Annotated in this window: 18 protein-coding genes; 5 read left to right on the forward strand and 13 right to left on the reverse strand. The window is 40.6% G+C overall.

The window, feature by feature from the left end; all coding sequences use genetic code 11:
• Positions 1 to 5: 5 nt before the first annotated feature.
• From QNN06_RS15650 to QNN06_RS15670, 5 genes are all read right to left on the reverse strand, one after another.
• Positions 6 to 983, reverse strand: a complete 978-nt coding sequence (locus QNN06_RS15650) for an NAD(P)H-quinone oxidoreductase (protein WP_284035385.1) — start codon at positions 981 to 983, stop codon at positions 6 to 8.
• A gap of 22 nt (positions 984 to 1,005) precedes the next feature.
• On the reverse strand, positions 1,006 to 2,025 hold the full coding sequence (locus tag QNN06_RS15655) for a zinc-dependent alcohol dehydrogenase (protein WP_284035386.1): 1,020 nt from the start codon (positions 2,023 to 2,025) through the stop codon (positions 1,006 to 1,008).
• Between the two features lie 691 nt (positions 2,026 to 2,716).
• Positions 2,717 to 4,444 (reverse strand): CocE/NonD family hydrolase, encoded by a 1,728-nt coding sequence (locus QNN06_RS15660; protein WP_284035387.1) that lies wholly within the window; start codon positions 4,442 to 4,444, stop codon positions 2,717 to 2,719.
• 139 nt (positions 4,445 to 4,583) lie between these two features.
• The gene (locus QNN06_RS15665) at positions 4,584 to 6,005 is read right to left on the reverse strand and encodes an amidase (protein ID WP_213115479.1); all 1,422 of its coding nucleotides are present in this window, start codon (positions 6,003 to 6,005) and stop codon (positions 4,584 to 4,586) included.
• Positions 6,006 to 6,130: 125 nt separating this feature from the next.
• Positions 6,131 to 6,484, reverse strand: a complete 354-nt coding sequence (locus QNN06_RS15670; protein ID WP_213115478.1) for a globin domain-containing protein — start codon at positions 6,482 to 6,484, stop codon at positions 6,131 to 6,133.
• A gap of 302 nt (positions 6,485 to 6,786) precedes the next feature.
• Here QNN06_RS15670 and QNN06_RS15675 point away from each other — a divergent pair, with 302 nt between their 5' ends.
• Positions 6,787 to 7,566, forward strand: a complete 780-nt coding sequence (locus tag QNN06_RS15675) for an alpha/beta fold hydrolase (protein WP_284035388.1) — start codon at positions 6,787 to 6,789, stop codon at positions 7,564 to 7,566.
• Positions 7,567 to 7,670: 104 nt separating this feature from the next.
• Here the strand turns inward: QNN06_RS15675 and QNN06_RS15680 are convergent, their stop codons facing one another.
• On the reverse strand, positions 7,671 to 8,408 hold the full coding sequence (locus QNN06_RS15680) for a TerC family protein (RefSeq protein ID WP_372447553.1): 738 nt from the start codon (positions 8,406 to 8,408) through the stop codon (positions 7,671 to 7,673).
• A gap of 244 nt (positions 8,409 to 8,652) precedes the next feature.
• Between QNN06_RS15680 and QNN06_RS15685 the strand changes: the two genes are divergently transcribed.
• Complete coding sequence (locus tag QNN06_RS15685) at positions 8,653 to 9,690, forward strand: hypothetical protein (protein WP_284035389.1); 1,038 nt, start codon at positions 8,653 to 8,655, stop codon at positions 9,688 to 9,690.
• Between the two features lie 69 nt (positions 9,691 to 9,759).
• Positions 9,760 to 10,290, forward strand: coding sequence for a UGSC family (seleno)protein (locus tag QNN06_RS15690; RefSeq protein ID WP_284035390.1), 531 nt, complete (start codon positions 9,760 to 9,762; stop codon positions 10,288 to 10,290).
• Positions 10,291 to 10,414: 124 nt separating this feature from the next.
• On the opposite strand, the gene glnA is transcribed toward QNN06_RS15690, so the two are convergent.
• Together glnA and QNN06_RS15700 are read right to left on the reverse strand one after the other, a co-directional pair.
• Positions 10,415 to 11,779, reverse strand: coding sequence for a type I glutamate--ammonia ligase (glnA, locus tag QNN06_RS15695; RefSeq protein ID WP_284035391.1), 1,365 nt, complete (start codon positions 11,777 to 11,779; stop codon positions 10,415 to 10,417).
• A gap of 260 nt (positions 11,780 to 12,039) precedes the next feature.
• Entirely contained in the window at positions 12,040 to 12,540 is a 501-nt protein-coding gene (locus tag QNN06_RS15700) for a hypothetical protein (protein WP_284035392.1), read from the reverse strand.
• A 421-nt stretch (positions 12,541 to 12,961) separates the two neighbouring features.
• Between QNN06_RS15700 and QNN06_RS15705 the strand changes: the two genes are divergently transcribed.
• Positions 12,962 to 14,158 (forward strand): CynX/NimT family MFS transporter, encoded by a 1,197-nt coding sequence (locus QNN06_RS15705; protein WP_284035393.1) that lies wholly within the window; start codon positions 12,962 to 12,964, stop codon positions 14,156 to 14,158.
• 63 nt (positions 14,159 to 14,221) lie between these two features.
• On the opposite strand, the gene QNN06_RS15710 is transcribed toward QNN06_RS15705, so the two are convergent.
• From QNN06_RS15710 to QNN06_RS15730, 5 genes are all read right to left on the reverse strand, one after another.
• Complete coding sequence (locus tag QNN06_RS15710; protein WP_213116845.1) at positions 14,222 to 14,698, reverse strand: hypothetical protein; 477 nt, start codon at positions 14,696 to 14,698, stop codon at positions 14,222 to 14,224.
• A gap of 121 nt (positions 14,699 to 14,819) precedes the next feature.
• Positions 14,820 to 16,058: a serine/threonine transporter SstT gene (sstT, locus tag QNN06_RS15715; protein ID WP_213115469.1), complete on the reverse strand. Its 1,239-nt coding sequence runs from the start codon at positions 16,056 to 16,058 to the stop codon at positions 14,820 to 14,822.
• Between the two features lie 359 nt (positions 16,059 to 16,417).
• Positions 16,418 to 17,971 carry a class I adenylate-forming enzyme family protein gene (locus tag QNN06_RS15720; RefSeq protein ID WP_213115468.1) on the reverse strand — a complete coding sequence of 518 codons (1,554 nt, stop codon included), beginning with the start codon at positions 17,969 to 17,971 and terminating at the stop codon, positions 16,418 to 16,420.
• A 65-nt stretch (positions 17,972 to 18,036) separates the two neighbouring features.
• Entirely contained in the window at positions 18,037 to 18,819 is a 783-nt protein-coding gene (locus tag QNN06_RS15725; RefSeq protein WP_213115467.1) for a crotonase/enoyl-CoA hydratase family protein, read from the reverse strand.
• Positions 18,816 to 19,418, reverse strand: coding sequence for a TetR/AcrR family transcriptional regulator (locus QNN06_RS15730; RefSeq protein WP_284035394.1), 603 nt, complete (start codon positions 19,416 to 19,418; stop codon positions 18,816 to 18,818). The genes QNN06_RS15725 and QNN06_RS15730 overlap by 4 nt, the downstream gene beginning before the upstream one ends.
• Positions 19,419 to 19,636: 218 nt before the next feature.
• Here QNN06_RS15730 and QNN06_RS15735 point away from each other — a divergent pair, with 218 nt between their 5' ends.
• Positions 19,637 to 21,211 carry a spore germination protein gene (locus QNN06_RS15735; protein WP_213115466.1) on the forward strand — a complete coding sequence of 525 codons (1,575 nt, stop codon included), beginning with the start codon at positions 19,637 to 19,639 and terminating at the stop codon, positions 21,209 to 21,211.

A 21,211-nucleotide genomic window follows, 5' to 3' on the forward strand; every position in this document is an offset into this window, starting at 1 on the left:
CCTCCTCACTCTACCTTTAGGACAATCTTTCCGGTATTTCGATTTTCCTCCATATACTGATGAGCTGCAGCTACATCTATCCAATCAAAAACTTGATCAATGATGGGGGCCAGTTTTCCTGTACTAAATTTCGCTCTCGAAAATTCTTCAAACTGACGGGTTAAATCGATTTTAAATGCTTTGCTTCTGGACCTAAGTGTTGACCCGATAAATTGGATTCTTTTCTGTAGGAATGGGCCTAAATGTGCTGAGTTTAATGCTTGTCCGCCCAAGGTCCCGATTAAAATCCATCTTCCATCAATCCCAATTGACTTTACATTAGCTTCCCAATAGGAAGCACCTATGAAGTCCATGATTAGCTGGACACCTTTTCCATTCGTGATTTCACGTACTTTTTCCGAAAAATCTTCTTCCTTATAATTAACAGTATAGTTTGCGCCAAGAGATACACAGCGGTCTAATTTTTCAGCAGAGCCAGCAGTTACGATACTTACCGCACCTATTTCCCTTGCAATCTGGATAGCTGCTGTTCCAACACCGCTGGCGCCGGCATGAATCAGCACATGATCTCCCGCTTTTAAATTTCCTAATACAACCATGTTTAAATAGGCAGTCAGAAAGGCTTCCGGAATCGCTGCAGCTTCCTCAAACGTCATCTCGTCTGGTATTCTCATCCCCATATCTGCCGGAATGACCACCTTCTCTGCATAGCCGCCGCCCGGCAATAGGGCATAAACCCGGTCACCTTCCGTCCAGCCTGTTACACCAGGGCCAACTTTTTCAACCACACCAGACATCTCCAAACCAATAATGGTTGATTCACCAGGAGGTGGCGGATATAACCCTTTTCGCTGCAGCAAATCGGCACGGTTTATAGCAGTTGCTTTCACTTTTATCAGTAAGTCACCCTCATTTGGGATTGGATCTTTTACTTCTCCGGTGTACAAATCATGATTTTTGTCGTTTACTAGAACAGCTCTCATCTAATTTCTGCCTCTCTTTCATTTAAGTTTCTCTAGGAGTAAATAAAACCTTCGGGCCGCCATTGTTTAGGCATTCCTCAAAACCTTCTTTAAAATCCTTAAGTTCCAAGTATTTTTTTACAATAAAGAGCGCTTTGGTCTGCAATTTTTCCATTAATTTAATGGCTATATGCCAATCTTCTTTAATGGCAGCGATACTGCCAGTCACCTTTAATTCTTTATATGCGATGTCCATAAAAGATACATTTGTTCGTTTCGAGGATGTACCTATCTGGACAAATTGTCCTTTTGAACGCAGGATGGAAAGCCCTAAATTAACACCGTTTTCATTCCCAGAGCATTCAAAAACGATATCAATGATCATATTTTTCTCTTTTAGCAGACTTGGCAAATCCCCGGACATGACTGTCATATCCACGCCCATTTGTGAAGCGATTTCAAGGCGTTCTGTATCTGCTTGCGTCCCACAAACTAACACTGTTGCCCCAAATTGTTTTGCTACAAGAGCGGTAAATAGTCCGATGGTGCCCGGACCAATAATTAAAACAGTATCTGTTGGTGTAATGTCAGCATTATACACACCCCTTACCGCTACAGACAGCGGTTCAATTAACGCACCTGCATCATCTGAAATCGTATCAGGGACAATATAAACCTGCTGTTCATGAAGTTTTACAAACTGGGCAAAGACTCCATCATAATCGAAACCAATCCGCTTTCGTTTGCTGCAAAGGTTAAATTCTCCCCTTGCGCAGTATTTGCATTCTTGACAGCTGCTGTATGTAGGATGGGCCACAATCCGGTCCCCGATCGCTACTTTACGGACCTTTTCCCCTACTGCGACCACTTCTCCGATAAATTCGTGGCCAATAATGACTGGAGGCGCTTTAGGATCACGGTGATAATTTCCTGTATATAGCTTTAAATCTGTTCCGCAAATACCTGCCCGCTTAACTCTGGCCAGTATTTCATATTTGCCTATCTCTGGAACATCGGTATCCTCTAAGGAAACCTGTCCATCTTTTAACACAACGCATTCCATTTTTGGATATCCCCCCCCTTTGAAAATGCTATATAAAAATGATAAAAAAATCATAGGCTACCTGATTGGTGGTTTTTTCAAGTGTTCCGACTCATATAAGACTCTTATGCTCCCTAACTAGCAATCTTTTCAAATGTTTAGGGTTATATAATGGCTATATGATACCGAAATGGCACTCTTTTTAAGCATTCGAGTTCATATAGGTGCGCTAAGCTACCGAAACGGCAATATTTTCAAGCGTTCAGGTTCATATAAAGGTCCTATGCTACCGAACTAGCAAAATTTTCAAGCATTCGGGTTCATAAAAAGGTCCTATGCTACCGAACCAGTAAATTTTTTCAAGCTTCAGGTTCATATAAGCGCCTTATGCTACCGAACCAGCAATATTTTCAAGTGTTCGGGTTCATATAATGGCCCTATGCTACCGAACCAGCAAATTTTTCAAGCGTTCAGGTTCATATAAGTGCCCTATGCTACCGAACCAACATTTTTTCAAGCGTTCGGGTTCATATATAGACTCAATATGATACCGAAATCCAGAATCTTATAAGCAGACGGTCGCATATAACAGGTAAATCTCTTTTCTCTCTTGCCTTGTTGAAAAGATACATTCGATTTTTATATTGCAAGAGCGAAAAAACCCTCAGCAGAGGGCATTTTCACCTAATTCTACGTTTCTATCAAATTTAACCTACCTAGGAATAATCGGGAGCAAGATATGGGATGGAAATTTTTCACTATGAAATACTTTTTGGGAAGCAGTAATGAACTCCTTGCTATCAATTCCAGATTCACCCGTGTTCGTATTCCGGTCAAATCGCGGGAAATTGCTGCTGGAAATCTCCACTCTCATCTTGTGCCCTTTTTTAAATAAATTGCTGGTTGCCAGTAAATCAATTTCATAACGGTACACTTCATCTGGCGTGATGAGTGAAGGCGGCTGATTTTTCTCTCTGTATTTGGCCCGGATAATGCCATCCGCTATGTTAAACGCTTTTCCGTCAGGATGAACATCTACCAGTTTTGCGGTAAAGTCAGTATCAACTGCGGAGCTTGATGCATATAAGACCACTTTTACCGGGCCGGTTACCTCAATCTCTTCCTCTAAAACCTCACTCGTATACACTAAAATATCATCGCGCGCTTCCAAATGCTGCTGGTCGATTGGTCCGCGAAGATAATTCGCCGGCATTAGCAGGTTACCGCCAAGCGTTGGCACAGGATTGGTTGGGTCATAAACATAACTGTCGTGCGTTTCTTCCTGCGGAGGTGTTATAGAAAGTGACCCATCGCCATCTTTTGTATTGGCATTCCCATTGCTTTGGAAATAGTACGGAGTATAAACGGTTCGTTTCAGCGGCCATTCCTGCTCACTGCGCCATTTGTTTTCGCCCATTACAAATAGTTTTACTGGCGACTCTTCTGTTATTCCGTTTTCGATTCCCTTTAACCAATGGTCAAACCATTTTAATTGTAGGCTTGTTAAATCCGTTTTCAATTCAAGCAGCAGACTGGATGTACTCATCCCAAAATTGAGGTCCCCTACGATTGGGGCAAACCCTGCATGTGCCCATGGGCCAATCATAAGCTTCGTATTCTTCTTTTCTTTTAGTTTTTCATAATGATCGAGATCCTGCCCTAATAAAAGATCATACCATCCAGCAATTCCAAAAATCGGTACTTCAATGTTATCTGATTTTTCTCTTACACTGATTTCCTGATGGTATTCGTCTCTTAAATCATGATTCAAAATGTCATGAACAAACGCAGCATAGCCTTCCCCTAGTTTGAGCCATTCACTGTCTCGGATCGGCAATTGCGAATAGGCAGCCTCTTCTATATGGTCAATGGAATCGAGAAGTGTCATAAACTCTTTTAAAAAGTCCGCTTTTCCTTGTTTAGCTTTTACGACTGCATTCGGTCCAATCGTCGACATACTCCAAGAGACCAATAAACCAAGTTCCAGCGCGCCGCCGCGATACATATACACATCGGTTCCCCATGTGATGGGAAAGATTGCTTTTAAGCTTGGCGGCTGCATGCTGGCGGCTTGGAATTGAGTCATCCCCATATACGACAGGCCATACATGCCGACATTTCCATCCGAGTATGGCAAGGAGGCCGCCCACTCTACCGAATCGTAGCCGTCATTATATTCATTTTTATAAATATAAAAAGGAGCGCCCTCTGATTCAAAGCGGCCGCGCACATCTTGAATGATGACGACATACCCTTTGTGGGCGGCAGCGATTGGATCCAGTACCATCGTGGTCAGGGGAAGAAATTCCTTATTATAAGGTGTGCGTTGTAACAGAACGGGATATCTTCCTTCTCCATCGGGACGAAAAACCTCAGCATACAAGGTGGTGCCATCTCTCATAACAGCCGGGACATTCTTTTCGTGAATAATTTTACTCAACAAAATCCCTCCTTTTTAAATCTGTCGCATTGGTTTAGGTTTACTTGCGGATAAGGGGTATCCACTTGCGGATAATCCCCTCTTACTTGCGTATAAGCACTTTTTACTTGCGGATAATCCATTTTTACTTGTGCATATGCTACTTTACTTGCGGGACAGGTTCCACATACGTTACAAATGCTTTTTCATAGGCATGGCAAGCCTGCAGGACGAGCTTATCCGCAAATCTGTTTCCTGCCACCTGCAAACCGACAGGCAACCCGCTGCTAGTCAGCCCAACAGGCAATGAGGCCGCAGGGTGTCCAGTCATATTGTAGATTTGCGTAAGCATCCAATCTGTGGAAGGGTTTACACTATTTCCGTTAATCAAGGATGGACCCGGTAAGTGGTGTTCAAATGCTGTTGTTGCCAGAACAGGTGAAAGTAACAAATCATAATTGTTTAATACATCTTGGATTTTTTTCCATACAATCGTTCGTTTAAGTTCAATAGATTTATAATCAATCGCACTAAGCTTTCTTCCAATTGCAATCATTTTGGCCATTCCATCGGAGAAGCTTTCCGGGTCTTTATCGAAGAATTCGCCGTAGGTGGCAGCAAATTTCACGCACCACATTCCGGAGAAGGCACGAGCTAGTTCCTTTAAGCTTAAACCTAGATCAAGGTCAATCTCTTCCACTTCACAGCCTAGATCAGCATAATGCCTAACCGCTTTGTCGATAACTTCGGCAACATCATGCGAAATTTCATACAGACCGAAGTTACGGGTATAGGCAATCTTTAGGCCCTTTAAATCCCGGTCAAGGTCCGTGAAATCCTCTCCTAAATCCGGAATTGAATTTGGATTATTCACATCATAGCCGGCCATAACTGAAAGCAGTAAAGCAGCATCTTCCGCAGTCCTTGCCATTGGTCCATTATGTAAATACGGATGTTCGGACCCAAATAAATTGAGACGATCCTCATGAGGAACCAGGCCAAAGGTTGGTTTTAAACCAAATATTCCTGTCAATGCTGCCGGAATACGGATCGATCCGCCTCCATCGCTTCCCTCGGCGAACGGTGCCAGTTTAGCGGCTACAGCTGCAGCAGAACCTCCGCTTGATCCTCCTGGAGTTAACCTATCATCCCAAGGATTTTTCGTCACACCAAATAGCGGGTTATCTGTAACCCCTTTATGGCCGAATTCTGGTGTGTTTGTTTTTCCAAGGACGATCCCGCCCTCCGCCTTAATTCTTTGTAAAAAAATAGGGTCATAATCGGGAACATAATCTTTAAAAAGTGGAGATCCATATGTAGTTAAAATCCCTTTGGTTGGGGTTAAATCCTTGATGGCAATCGGGATTCCGTGTAGTTTTCCAAGTGTTTCCCCCTTCAACACTGACTCTTCGGCACTTTTTGCTTCTTCGAGGGCTTGCTCATTGATGGTCACATAGGCATTCCATTTGGAGTTATGAGTTTCGATACGGTTCAGAAATGCCGTGACTACCTCGACTGGGGACAGTTCTTTTTGTTTGATTAACTTTCCTAACTCTGTTGCAGTGAAATCTGAAATGGACACGTAATTCACTCCTTTTTTATTAAGTCTTCTTTTCTATTATACTTGAATTTATCGTCAATTTTAATTATTTTCTGAATATTTGTTTAAAAAAAGCGCAAGGAACTCACAAAACCTGTTCCTTGCGCTTAATTTTTATTTAACAATCTGATCAATAACAATTCGATTTTTTCTATTAATCGTCCCTTAACAGCGGAATTCAATTCCATTTCATCCATTGTTTCTTTCAAATTATTAAACCACATTTCTGCCCGGTCCGGAGCAATCTGGAAGGGATGCCGATCCTTAACCTGATTCTCATGCTCGTTACTTGTTTCTTCAGATACCAGCCGATTGATAAAAATTCTTTGGCGATTCTTTAGAAGTTCAATATCCACGTTTCTCGCTTTAAACATGGTGATGTAATAATCATCCTTCATCAGCCTATCATAAAAACGGTCCACCAACTCGTTGACTTTTTCCTGATTCATTATTTGAGACATGACAATACCTCATTTCAGATAATAGCAGTAATTTCTACTACCATTATAGTGTAAACCAAAAGGAGAAACTGTGACATAAATCACAATATAATGATTCGCACAACTATGACCCTTTGATCTGCTTGAATTGACTTCTGTGCCGTCTCCCTTATAAAAAATAATACCTATATGTAATTTACATTTATATGTGTTAAAAAATTAAACTTGATGATATACTAAATTAAGTCTAATCATTATCGATGTTTTCACCATAAAAATATAGGAAATAAAGGTTTTATCCAAACCCTTAGGAGGAATGAACTTTGAGTGAGGTAAAAAAAAGTTACTCCGAAATTCCTTATTTGCGTCTCGGTGCCGGTGAGCCATTAGTTCTTATTCACGGACTTGGTGAAGTAAAGGAAGGTTGGTCAAATCAATTCGAATTAGCCGACCAGTTTGACTTAATTATTCCGGATTTACGTGGACATGGTGAGTATCAGTTTCCCGGTGAAATATCCATATATAACTTTGCCTACGATGTGATCACATTACTAAAAAGCCTTGGAATTGAAAGCGCACACATTTGCGGTTTATCAATGGGAGGAATGGTGGCACAGGAAATATATCGTCAGGCACCAGAAATGTGCCGCTCCTTGCTGTTAGTAAGTACATTCCATTATGCCCCAAAACAGTTTGGAGAATTATTTTTAAAATACCGTCGTGCTTTGGTAAAGAATAAATCGTTGGAAGGTATAAAAGAAACTGCCGCCAAGATTTGTTTATATTCTTGGTCAAAGGAAAACTTCGAAAAGTTTTACCAATATTATCAACCAAATAAAGAATACTATATCCAATCGGCGGAAGCGTGTTTGAAAGTGAATAATTTAAGATTACTTTCAAACATAACTGTACCTACCCTTTTAATTGGCGGACAATATGATACTGTCACTCCTGTTTGGGTACAGTACTTAATGCATAAGCAAATTGCCCACTCCGAGTTTGTTATATTCAGAAATACTGGTCATGTTGCCAAGCTTGAGGCAAAAGATGCCTTTAATAAAGAACTTCGTAACTTCTTAAATAAACATAAAACGGCAAGCTAGCCTCCCCCATTATTACTAATTCCATATTAAAAGCCCCTCTCAACCAAGAGGGGCTTTATTTCTTTCAAAGCCTATTTCATTCAATACTCTACCATATCGCCAGCTTAGATAGTAGGTTCGTTTCCAGAATTTTTCCTGACCAAATGGACGATAAAGGTTCCGAAGAAGGTGGTGATTAAAACGCTGAAGAAAATGATTTCATCAATATGAATTCCAAATGAAGAAATAATCATTTTTACCCCGATTATAGCGATTAATATAAAGGAGGTTGTTTCAAATTCTGGTACTTTATTAATTAACTTCAAGAATAACTGGGCGACACCCCGCATCATTAAAATTCCTAATATTCCGCCCATGAACAAGACCCATTCTTCATTTGAAACACCGAACGCGGCAACTATGCTATCAAAGCTAAAGGCAATGTCCATTAACTCCACCGTTAACACGGTCCTCCAGAAACCCATTCTTTTCGGCCGAACCTCATCCTCTTCTTCTTTTTTCAAAAATAAGTTCTGCAGGACTATAAACAGCAAATAGTGACCACAGACAATCTTGATCCAAGCAATATGAATTAAGGAAACACCTATGCCAATGACCAATAATCGAAAAAAATAGGCGCCGAATATACCATAGAATAATGCCTTCTTTCTCTGTTCCGGTGGCAGATGCTTCACCATAACCGCTAATACCAAAGCGTTGTCCGCTGATAATAATCCTTCGAGAATAATCAGCGAACCAATAATGCCCCAGCTTGTGTGGTCAAATACTACCGATTCAAAAGCCTTTAATGATAAAAATGTACTATAATTGTGGATTATTTCTTGAAGGAATTCCATCAGCATGTTTACTCCTTTTCCTTAAGCTGGGATTTTCTATTTATTATCTACAGTTCGAAGGTTTGTCCACTTTAAAATCAACAGTCCTTCCCTTCTCTCTAAATTTATGAACTGCTTTGCGATATATGAATTAAAAATATTTAAAGTCCACAAAGTTCCTCTTCCTGTACCTTTCTTTCCTATAAAAAGCAGGATATCTGATAGTTTTTCAGAATACATTATAAAAGACTGAAAGGGGTGGTTGTTGGACATGCTTCGGGCTGAAAAAATGGAAGTGAAGGATGGTCTATCGGCAATTGAGCATTTTTTTCAAAAAGGCTGGACGGATGGTCTGCCAATTGTTCCGCCAACGGAAGATCGAATCTATGAAATGTTGAAAAGTGTCAATATGGAACCGGACACCATCATTGGTGCCATTCCTGAAAGAGGAAGAGTTTTTACAGCTGAAATAGTCGCCATAAATGCAGTTATGGCAGGTTGTTTGCCAGGATATTTCCCTGTCGTCATGGCAGCGGTACAAGCAATGTCAGAACCTGAATTCGGACTGCATGGACCGAGTGCCAGTACTCATGGTGCTGCCATCATGATCGCTGTGAATGGGCCGATTGTCGAGCAAATTGGGTTAAATTCAGGTGCCAATGCCTTTGGACCTGGTAATCGTGCAAACGCCACGATTGGACGAGCGATTCGCTTGTTGATGATTAACGCCGGCGGTTCACCGGAATTCGACCGCTCGACCCTGGGGACTCCGGCAAAATACAGCTTTTGTTTTGCTGAAATGAAGACGGATTGGACACCTCTTCATGTTCAAAGAGGCTTTAATGAGAATGATAGTACGGTTACCGTTTTTGCCTGCGAAGGTCCTAATCAAATTCAAAACCATGGTTCGCTTAACAGCGTGGGAATTCTTAGAACGATGTCGGACCGGATGAGTTCTTTAGGCACCATGAACATGGCGAGTGAAACGGAAATGGCGGTTGTTCTTTGCCCTGAACATTATTATCATCTACAAAAAGAAGGCTGGTCTAAGGAAAGTGTTCAGCAGTTTCTCTACGAGAATGCCAAAAGGTCCATTCGTGATATGAAACATGGCGGAATCATCGACGCACCGATTGATGATGGAGATGATCATAAATTTAAACACGCCATACCTTCCTCTGAACAGATTATTTTAATGGTTGCCGGCGGCGAAGCGGGAAGATTTTCCGCTTGCATGCCGGGATGGTTTAGCTACAAACAGTCGAAAGCCGTCACAAAATCAATTAAAGCCGCAACAGGATTCACCTGACACGAGTGCTCTTAACCGATCGGTGATTGGTTTTCATAATTACTTTTTAAAAGAAAGGATGGCTGCGATTTGAGTTTAATTGTGTTTAATCCTACCTCTGGTCCTAGTTTAAAAGAATTGAGAATGGCGAAAAGAGAGAAACCTTTAGAAGGCAGTGTCATTGGTTTAGTCGATAACGGAAAGAAGAATTCAGATACCGTCATTCGTTTTCTGGCCGAACGTCTTCAGCAAAAATATAATCTGAAGGATGTCATCCACCATAAAAAATTATCTTTTTCACATGGTCTCTCCCATGCAGAGGCTAGCATGCTTGCCGAGAAATGTGACTTTATCATCTCCGGGGTTGGAGATTGAGGGTCCTGCAGCTCGGGCAGTTTGCTCGATGGGATTATTATGGAAAAACAAGGCATCCCGACAGTTGTTCTTAGTACTGAACCTTTTATTTCGTCAAGCAGAGCCATGGCCGTTGCCCATGGGATTCCTGATTACCCGTTTGTCACTATCTCCCATCCAATTGCGGCGACGGAAAAAGAGGTTCTTCATCAGTGGGTAGATCAGATTGTCGGTGACGTTGAAGATATTTTATTGGGAAAATCATGAGATACTTTTTTAAATTCTATTAATTAAAAACAGCCAGGGTGGCCAACTTGCCCTGGCTGTTTTTAGATTTAAAAAAGGTTTTTTGAAGCTTTTATAAAGTCCATATCATTAATAACTATATTTTTTAGAACTTAGAATGATAGTTTGCGATTTCCCAAGAGTGTACAGCTGTACGGTAGCTGTCCCATTCTGCTTTTTTCAGGGAAACATATTCAGTGTAAACATGCTCTCCCAATGTTTGAGAAGCAATTTCTCCTGCCTCTAATTCTTTTAAAGCTTCCGCTAAGCTTCCAGGAAGATTGTCGATGCCGCGGAATGCTCTTTCTTCTTCATTCATGTGGAAAATATCCTCTTTAATTTGCGCTGGCGCTTCTAATTCTTTTTCAATTCCATCTAGGCCTGCCGCCGCAATAACCGCAAACGTTAAGTATGGGTTAGAAGAAGGATCTGGACAGCGTAATTCTACACGAGTCGCAAGACCTCTTTTGGCAGGTATACGAATAAGGGCTGAACGATTTGATGTGGACCATGCAATATAGCACGGTGCCTCATAGCCAGGAACCAAACGCTTGTAAGAGTTTACGAGCGGGTTCGTAATGGCAGTAAAGCTCTTTACATTTTCTAATACACCTGCAATAAATTGATAGGCTTTTTTCGATAATTGTAATTCATTAGAAGGATTGAAGAATGCATTTTCATTTCCCTCAAAGAATGACATATTGACGTGCATCCCGGAACCATTGATCCCGAAAACTGGCTTCGGCATAAAGGTTGCGTGTAAACCAAATTTCTTCGCAACTGTCTTAACAACCCACTTATAAGTAGTCGCCAAGTCTGCAGCTGTCAGGACATCTGCATATTTGAAATTAATTTCATGCTGTCCTTCTGCTACCTCATGGTGAGAGGCTTCAATCGTAAAGCCCATTGCTTTTAAGGCACGATAGATTTCCAAGCGGACACGTTCACCTAAATCATATGGGGATGGCTCGAAATAACCTGCTTTATCGCCAAGCTCCTGTGTTGGGTACCCATTTTCATCTGTTTTAAATAGGAAGAATTCTAATTCAGGACCGACCGAAATGGTATAGCCTTGATCAGCAGCACGCTCCACAGTTTTCTTCAAAACGTTTCTTGTGTCCCCTTCAAACAACGTTCCATCAGGGTTCTTAACAGAGCATAGGAAACGCGCTTCGGAATATCCTGCTTCCACTGTCCAAGGAAGGACTGCAAACGTATTTAAGTCTGGCTGCAAATAAAGATCGGATTTATTTATTGGGGAAAAACCTTTAATTGACGACCCATCAAACATCATTTTTCCTTCTACTACATCTTCAAATTGCTCCGTTGTTACAGTAACGTGCTTTAGGATTCCTTCGATGTCTACGAATTGTAAGTGAAGTAGTTCAACACTTTTTTCTTTAATAGTGTTTTTAATTTGTTCTAGAGTTGTAGAATTTACAGCTGCATTTGAAATAAGTGTTTCGGTCATGTCACATTACCTCTCAAATTCATGTTATATTTTCTTACATTATATTTAAAAGTAAATCATTAGACAAGTCCTTTTTGCATATTTTTTTGAATATTTATGCTAGTTTCTCGGAAAGCGTTTTCATATTATGATAATGAATAACAGGTTACCATCAGATAATAAGAGATTTTATATTCATAAATATACATAATTATGTATAATAAACTAAAAAAACCGACATTCTTCCCCTGAATGTCGGTTTTAACAGTATGTTCTATTTCTTATAGGTTTTGTTTTTTCATAATATCATTAATTACTTCATTAAACATTTTAATCAATACGCTCTTTTTTTGGGCTTTTAACCATTCGACCTGGTTTATGGGCAGTTTTAATTTTAAACTGACTTCCTCATCGGGCATTTCCGCTTTTCTTATTTCTTCTAATGTAATGCCCTCTTCAATATTAGGAAACCACGAATCATTTTCGTTGATTTTTTCGAAATCCTCATATTCATTTAGATCGTCAAGTTCACAAAATAAATTTAGCTGCGGTAACCCTCCTGGCAGGATTTTCGCATGCATAATGGAATTAAGAATACGGCCATCCTCTAATTCTATTTCCATTATCAGGTTTTCAAACTTTCTGTATTTTTTCACCGTCACTTCACTCACAATGAGATCCAATTGCAAACTGAATCCAGAACTTGATTCAAAAATATAGATGGCACTATTAAATATATGGATACTCTCTCCATCTATTTTTACCGATTTAACAACAACCATATCTGTTCCCCCATGCAGCTGTCTCAAACATTCCTATAATTTTTAACTATTAACTTAATTTTATATCATAACCTATTAATTGTTCAATTGGCAGAAGGGCAAAATCCTTTAACTATTATGAATGTGTTTACATCGGTGAGGGTTGGGGAAATTTTCGAAAAATACACAAAGTTAACATAATATTATTATGATTTATTTAATAAAAAAAGATTTAGCCTCAGCTAAACCTTTTTCTTAAATCGATAAACAAAATGAATAAGCGGGATAGAAAGTGGTACCCCTATTACGACCAAATAATAAAATGCCTTTTCACCGATTGTTGGTACAGAGTCTGAAAAAAATGCATTCTCCCCCGATAAAATGATATTATAATGGTTATGAATAAAAGGAAGATTTTTTCTTTTCAACATGGAGGAACAGAATGAAAAAAATGAATAGAACCCTTCTCGTCATTGGGATTATTTTTATAGCGTTTAATTTACGGCCTGCCCTCACATCTGTGGGCCCCCTCATCGGATTTATCCGTACAGACTTAGGCATTTCAAACGGAACAGCCGGATTTATTACCACTCTGCCATTACTATCATTTGCGATCATTTCCGTGCTTGCACCAAGAATCAGCCGCACCTATGGCAATGAGCGAACTATATTTTTCGGCCTTTTTATCTTATTTATCGGAATTATCATACGGTCACTTGGTTACATCCCAACCGTTTTTCTCGGCACCCTTCTGATTGGGGTTGGCATCGCTGTCGGGAATGTCCTCCTGCCTAGTTTAGTAAAGCTTAAATTCCCGGATAAGGTCGGAATCATGACAAGTACCTATACGACAGCACTTAGCACCTTTGCCGCGCTTGGATCAGGAATCATTGTGCCGCTAGCTCAAGGCATGTCCTTAGGTTGGAAAGCCGCATTAGCCTCCTGGGCTGTAATAGCAGTGATTGCTATGATTATTTGGTTTCCGCAGCTTCGTGAAACCAGTGTCCGGAAACCGGTCGAGAACATTCCTTCCGGAAATAAAGGCCTATGGTCTTCCGCATTGGCTTGGCAGGTTACCTTTTTTATAGGACTACAATCATTTTTGTTTTACTGTACAATCGCCTGGCTGCCGGCCATTTTAGAAAGCCATGGGATGAGCTTGACTTTAGCAGGCTGGATCCTTTCTATCATGCAATTAGCGGGGCTTCCGGCCACGTTTATGACACCGGTCATAGCCGAACGTTTTCGACATCAAAAAGGAATCGTTCTCTTTTTAGGAATCCTTCACCTAGTTGGCCTATTTGGACTGATCTATATTGGTAATACCATATTATTAATAGCAGCCGTTATTTGTATAGGAGTTGCCCAGAGTGCCAGCTTTAGTTTGGCCCTTACCTTTATCGGTCTAAGAACAACCGATGCCAAGCAAGCAGCGAATTTATCTGGTATGTCCCAATCAATTGGGTATCTGCTGGCAGCGATTGGTCCTAGTTTGATTGGTTATCTTTTCGACCAAACCCATTCATGGACAATTCCGTTATTCGTTTTAGCAATTATAAACGTCATGTTAACTGTGGCAGGTATTGGCGCAGGAAGAAATCAATATGTTTTTCGAGAACCATTGAAAAAAATTAGTTAAAAGATAAAAAATGCCGGTACTCCTTCGTAAATGAGAGTAACCGGCGCTTTTTTTATAGAAAAACTATCTTCTTCTAAATCCTTCTTCAACTAAAAATATTTCTGCCTCTTCCCGTGTAGCGAAAGTTTCTTCGAGATTGAGTCCGAAATAAATATTCCAGATTTCATCCTCGTTCACTAATAACAGAACTTGATTTTCCTCATTGACCCATCGTTCCTCTTCGTTATCCCCAACAATCGCTTCTTCTTCGATCGGCTTTTCAACAGCAGACAAGCTATTAATGGATTCTCTAATCAGTTTCTTTAACTCTTCCTCCGAGTAGTCTCGAATATTAACCATCCCTTTTGCATCGGTATGATATTGGGATAATCGGCCGGCATATACGAATCCATTCCCATTTGGATGAAGATGGTACACCACATTTTTCTTTTCATAAACACTTTCGTTAAATTGGAAATTTACTCGTCCTAGGGAAACATTTACCCTCTCAAGTTCAGGAAATGATTCGATTACAGACAGTTTTTCATCAAAAGTCAGCATAAAGGCCTCCAAAATCTTTAAAGTCATATAAACTCCATTATAAATATATTGGTCTAAAATCACCAACTAAATTTTAAAAAATAAAAACCCTCTATCCATCACAGATAGAGAGCCTTCTTCCTTATGCAGATTTACGGATGAAAGATTTCTTTCCTTCTAAACGGTTCTTGCGGTGTTCAGCAGCAGCCGTGAACAATACGTCTGTTGAAGAGTTCAATGCTGTTTCGCAAGAATCCTGTAAAACACCGATGATAAATCCCACACCTACTATTTGCATTGCCACATCATTCGGGATTCCAAATAGGCTGGCAGCCAACGGAATTAACAATAAGGAACCACCCGCAACCCCTGAAGCACCGCAAGCACATACGGCTGATAAAACACTAAGAATGATAGCAGTAGGGATATCTACTTGAATACCAAGGGTATGAACGGCTCCTAGTGTAAGAACTGAAATAGTAACAGCAGCACCGGCCATATTGATAGTTGCGCCTAACGGAATGGAGACAGAATAAGTATCCTTATCCAAACCTAGTTTTTCACATAATTTCATATTTACCGGAATATTGGCAGCAGAGCTACGTGTAAAGAAGGCTGTAATGCCGCTTTCCTTAAGACACATGAATACAAGTGGGAACGGGTTTTGACGTGTAGCAACGAAAACAATTAGCGGATTGACGACAAGCGCCACAAAAATCATACAGCCAAGTAAAACGACTAGCAATTTTCCATAACCAAGCAAAGAATCAATACCATTTGTCGTAATCGAATCGATAACAAGACCCATGATTCCTAGCGGTGCCAACTTGATGACCCAGGTGACCATTTTGGAAACAGCATCCGAAAAATTAGAAATCATTGTTTTTGTTGTATCAGGAGCATTTTTCAACGCAATGCCAAGAACGACTGCCCAAGCTAGGATTCCGATATAGTTGGCATTAAAGATGGCTTTGACAGGGTTATCGACAACATTCAGAAGTAAGGATTTGAGTACCTCAACAACACCGCCGGGAGCTGTCATATCCTCGGCGCCCTTCGCAAGAGTCAAACCTACTGGGAAAATAAAACTTACAATAACGGCGACCAATCCTGCTAGAAAAGTTCCTAAGAGATAAAGAACGAGAATGGATTTCATATTAGTTTGTTGACCGCTCTTATGCTGGGCGATGGCCGACATAACTAGGAACAGTACCAATACAGGTGCAATTCCTTTTAAAGCTCCTACAAATAATGAACCTAAAATGACTAACGGCTTTGCTACTGCTGGAACCGTTAAAGCAAGGATAATACCAAAAATCAAACCAACAATGATTTGTTTTACTAGACTTACTTGATTCCACTTTTTCAATAGATTTCTCAAATAAACTCCCCCTTTGTCTATTTACTTACTACTTTCCACACCAGGATGAAATAGGTGTCTTTCAAGCTGTTATATCTAACAAATAATATTATAATGAATATTTTGATATCTCACAATAGTATTATTTTCATGAAGTTACGTATTGAATATTTGAAAAATTCCCATAAGTTAAAAATATTTCAAATCCATCAAATTTATTCTCTGTCCCGAATGTTATCAAATTAATAATATCATAATCTCTTTTTTTAGCGAATTGTATAATAATATAAACAGTTCCATCAGACTTAACTTTAAAAAACAAAACCCACCCTGATAGACAAAAAGGGTGGGTTACTCAGCTATCTTTTATTTCCGAATGACTAGATTTTCCTTTCTTTTCCTTCCCAGTGCGGGTCCCTCAAAAGCCGTCGGACAACCTTTCCCACCGGACTTTTTGGCAAGGATTCAATAAATTCAACAGAGGAAGGCTTTTTATAAGAAGCTAACTTTTCTTTACAAAATTGGATGAGTTCTTCTTCAGTTACAGTTTGGCCGTCTTTGAGAACGACAAATGCCTTCACTGTTTCTACCCATTTTTCATCCGGAACACCAACTACAGCGGCTTCCATCACCGCTGGATGCTGATAGAGGATTTCTTCCACTTCCCGCGGATACACGTTAAAACCTCCTGAAATGATCATATCTGATTTACGATCAACCAAGAATAAATAACCTTTTTTATCGAGGTATCCCATATCCCGGGTATGTACCCAGCCATCTTTTATCGTTTCTTCTGTTAATACAAGTTCATTCCAATAACCGAGCATAGCTTGACTGGATTTTACAGCAATCTCGCCAATTTCCCCAGCTTGGAGCTCCTCACCGAATTCATCAACTATTTTAATAGATGCAGTCGGAACGGGACGGCCACAGGACAATAATCTTTCCTCGCCTTCCTCTCCACCGACGGTATGGTCCTCTTTGTTTAAAATGGAAAGAATGAGCGGTGCCTCCGTTTGGCCGTAGTATTGAACAAATTTCGGGCCCCATAGGGTGAGTCCGCGCCGTAATGCTTCTCGAGGCATCGGTGACGCACCATATATAATATTTCTAACGGATTCAAAGGAATACAGTTCGACATTAGGCTGGGACAATAGCATGACAATCATAGTTGGAACTAAATTCAATGTGGTAGGTTTTTCATGGTGTATGGTTTGAAGATACTGTTCGGGATTGAAGCCTGACAGGATGGAATTTGCTGCACCTGATACCCAATGCGGGAGCACCAACGTTCCTGACGCATGGGTCAATGGCGCCGCGTGAAGCATTGTATCTCCTTCGTGGATATCTAATGATGATAAGATATTATTGCTAATAGCTGTCCAAATTTCTTGAGTATGAACGGCAGCTTTAAGTGTACCAGTTGTTCCTGAAGTATATTGAATAGTGGCAATATCGGATTCATGTACTTTCACTGACGGTTCCTCTTCAGATACACCCTTAACAAACTCCGCCATATTAATCATCCATGGTTCTCTTGTGGAACCATTCATTTGGCAGAAATAACGGAGATTTTCACAATGAATTTTTATTTGTTCGGCTCGTTCACTAAATTCATCTGTATATAAGAGCGCACTGGCACCGGTCTCCTTAATCATATGAATATGTTCATTCTCTGATAATCTTGTATTCAGTGGGACCCTTATAATCCCAGTAAGGAGAAGTGCAAAGTCAATTTCAACACTTTGAAGGGAATTTGCCAGCAAAAATGCCACCCGGTCCCCCTTTTTGAGACCAAGACTCAACAATGCATTGGCTAAGCGATTACTATTCCGATAGACTTGATCAAATGTTAATTTTTTTCCTTCAAAGATAACCCCTGTATGATTTGGGAAAAACACGGCACCTCTTTTGATTAATTCAGCTGCATTCACTAACGATTCCTCCCCGTTTAAATAATATTTATGACAGACAAAGACTATTAAGCTTCTTTAACCGACTACTGCAAGTTACGTCCGAATTCCCCGTGTCTGCCCTGTCCTTTAGAAAAACGGGTAGCACCTTCTCTCGTTTCTCCACTATTAACGACATTTACCCCTAACAAGAACTCCAGCTGCATGGCCTTATCAAAGTCAAGATCAAAACCCCGGTAGACTGCTTCCCGATCACTAATCATGCAAGTTTGCGGAAATTCAGCAATTTCTGCAGCAAGTTTTTCAGCCTCTTCCCTCGCTGTCCCTGGTTCAACAACACGGTTTGCTAAACCAATCATCAGCGCCTCTTCTGCGTGCACAGGCCGGCCTGTTAAAATCAAGTCCAATGCTCGGCTCATACCGATTAACCTTGGGAGCCTTTGCGTTCCGCCATCCACAAGCGGAACTCCAAATCTCCGGCAAAACACACCCATGACAGCATCTCGTTCCATCACCCTCAGATCACACCAAATGGCTAGCTCTATACCGCCAGCAACCGCGTAACCTGATACTGCCGCAATTACCGGTTTTGATAAGTGCATTCTGCTTGGCCCCATTGGACCATCCTTTAACATGTCAAGGTTCATTTCATTACCTTCATCTTTAGAAAGCGCATTCAAATCGGCCCCTGCACAAAAAGTTCCGCCTGCTCCATGCAGAACAGCAACCCTTAATGTATCGTCATTTTCAAATTCTCGAAATGCATCCGCCAGCTCCTTAGCGGTCCTCCGATCAACAGCATTTCTCACTTCAGGTCGGTTAATGGTAATCGTACAGACTTTCCCCTTTTTCTCCAAAATCACATTCATTCTTGACTGCCTCCTTTACGTGCGTTTAGATAACTAGAAATTAAATCTTTAAAATTTAGTTCCATCTCGTCCATGTCATATAACTGATTATTCATTGACCACATCGTTCCCAAGCCGATACCCATTGCGATAATCATGACAGGTAAGTTTTTAAGCTGAGTTCCCTCTTTAGATACATCACCCAAGTAGTTCCTGGTATACTCTACCAAGTTTCTAAAAAACTTATTAATAATTTCACGGATTTGCGGATTATGATTTGCCTCACCCAAATAATTTAAAAATACAGCCATGTATTCAGGATTTTCTTTTGAAACCACATTAATATTTTCCAAATGCTTCATCAATTTATCTTCCGGATTTTGCAGCGGTTCAACTGTTTCCATTACCTTTTCATGGGACCGGCGAAATGAAACCTTGAGAACCTGCATAAGCAGATCTTCCTTGCTTTTATAATAATGATAAATAATCCCCGTGCTGATACCGGCTTCCTCGGCTATATCTTTCATGGACAAATTTGAAAGCCCTTTTGAAATAATACAATTTTTGGCTGCCTCAATCACTTGCTCTTTCCTGATGTCTTCCATTCCTACTTTTGGCACAATGGCACCCCCTTTTTTTATTTATAATGAACGTTCAATATAAATAATAGTACTTCTATGAATATTCTGTCAATTATAATTTAGATAACACCTTTTAATCACTCTTAAACATCCTTCCCTTGTCCAGTTTGCATAAAATCTTCTGCACCAAATCATACTAACATTGAGAAAATGTGGAATATTGTCATGAGCACTTAATTATACAGGGGAAATGGGACATGAAATTCCGTAAAAGGAAATTATTATCACAAATTATAAATGAGAAGAGTCAAATGGTTCTAGTTGAACAACAAACGATTTTGAGTAAGGATCGTTTATCTATTCATTTACACGATAATGTCAAAAAATTGGAATCGATCTATGCGGATTGTGCCGATATAAAGTTCCGGTATTTTTTAATTGGGAATGAATCAAAAGCTGTTCTAATTTATGTTGACGGCATGTCAAACGTCGAAGAAATCGATAATAACCTTTTAACACCGTTAATGCGTTTAGAGCTAGAAAAAGAACCGGATATCCATGCCCTGATTGAAAATACCTTAACGGTTTCTAACATAAAGGAAATACAAACCTATGACGATGTGGTTAGTGAGGTTTCATCAGGAAATCCAATCATTTTAATAGATCATCAATCAAAAGGAATTTCGGCCGGAATTCCTAAATGGGAAAAACGGTCTCTTCAAGAGCCGACTACAGAAACTGTCGTCCGCGGTCCAAGAGATGGCTTTATTGAAACGTTAAGCACAAATATTGTCCTCCTGCGCAGGAAAATCAGAAGTCCTAAATTGAAAATAAAATCTCTTCAAATAGGACGCTATAGCCAAACACAAGTCGTTATCATGTACATCGAAGGTATTGCTGATCAAACCCTAATCGAAGAGGTTCAAAACCGTTTAAATCGGATTGATATTGACGGCATTCTGGAGAGCGGATATATCGAGGAGTTTATTAAGGATCATCCATACTCTCCCTTTCCGTTAATGTTAGATACAGAACGGCCGGATATTGCAGCTGCGAGCTTACTGGAAGGAAATGTAGTTATCCTAACGGATGGGACTCCCTTCGCCCTGATTGCGCCAACGACCTTTTACTCCCTGCTGCAGTCACCAGAGGATTATTATGAAGGGTTTATCATTGGAACGCTGATTCGCTGGCTTCGTTATGTCTTTTTGCTGGTGGCCTTGTTGCTGCCTTCCGTTTACGTTGCCATCCTGACATACCATCAGGAAATGATTCCCACCACCCTATTAATCAGCGTAGCAAAATCGCGGGAACAAATCCCTTTCCCGGCACTCGTAGAAGCATTAATCATGGAAGTTTCATTCGAGGCACTTCGAGAGGCCGGCATCCGATTGCCTAAGAACATTGGTTCTGCGGTTAGCATTGTCGGTGCCCTGGTCATTGGTCAAGCGGCTGTATCTGCGGGTTTGGTTTCAGCACCAATGGTCATGGCAGTGGCGATTACCGGGATTGCTTCCTTCTTAATCCCGCGTTACAGCGCATCGATTGTCCTCCGGATACTCAGGTTCCCCATCATGTTTCTGGCCGGCACATTGGGGTTAGTTGGCATCATGCTCGCACTTCTTACGATCATTGTTCATATGTGTACACTTCGTTCCTTTGGAGTTCCCTATCTGCAGCCCTTGGCGCCAATTAGAAATTCAGAGTTGAAGGACTCCATCATCAGGGCGCCCTGGTGGTCTTTTAAGAAGCGGCCCCATTGGACAGATGATTATAATAAGGTCCGCCAGCCAAATGGACAACAGCCTTCTCCTCTAAAAGGAAAGGAATAG

Source organism: Neobacillus sp. 114 (assembly GCF_030127045.1).
GTDB lineage: Bacteria > Bacillota > Bacilli > Bacillales > Cytobacillaceae > Neobacillus > Neobacillus rhizophilus.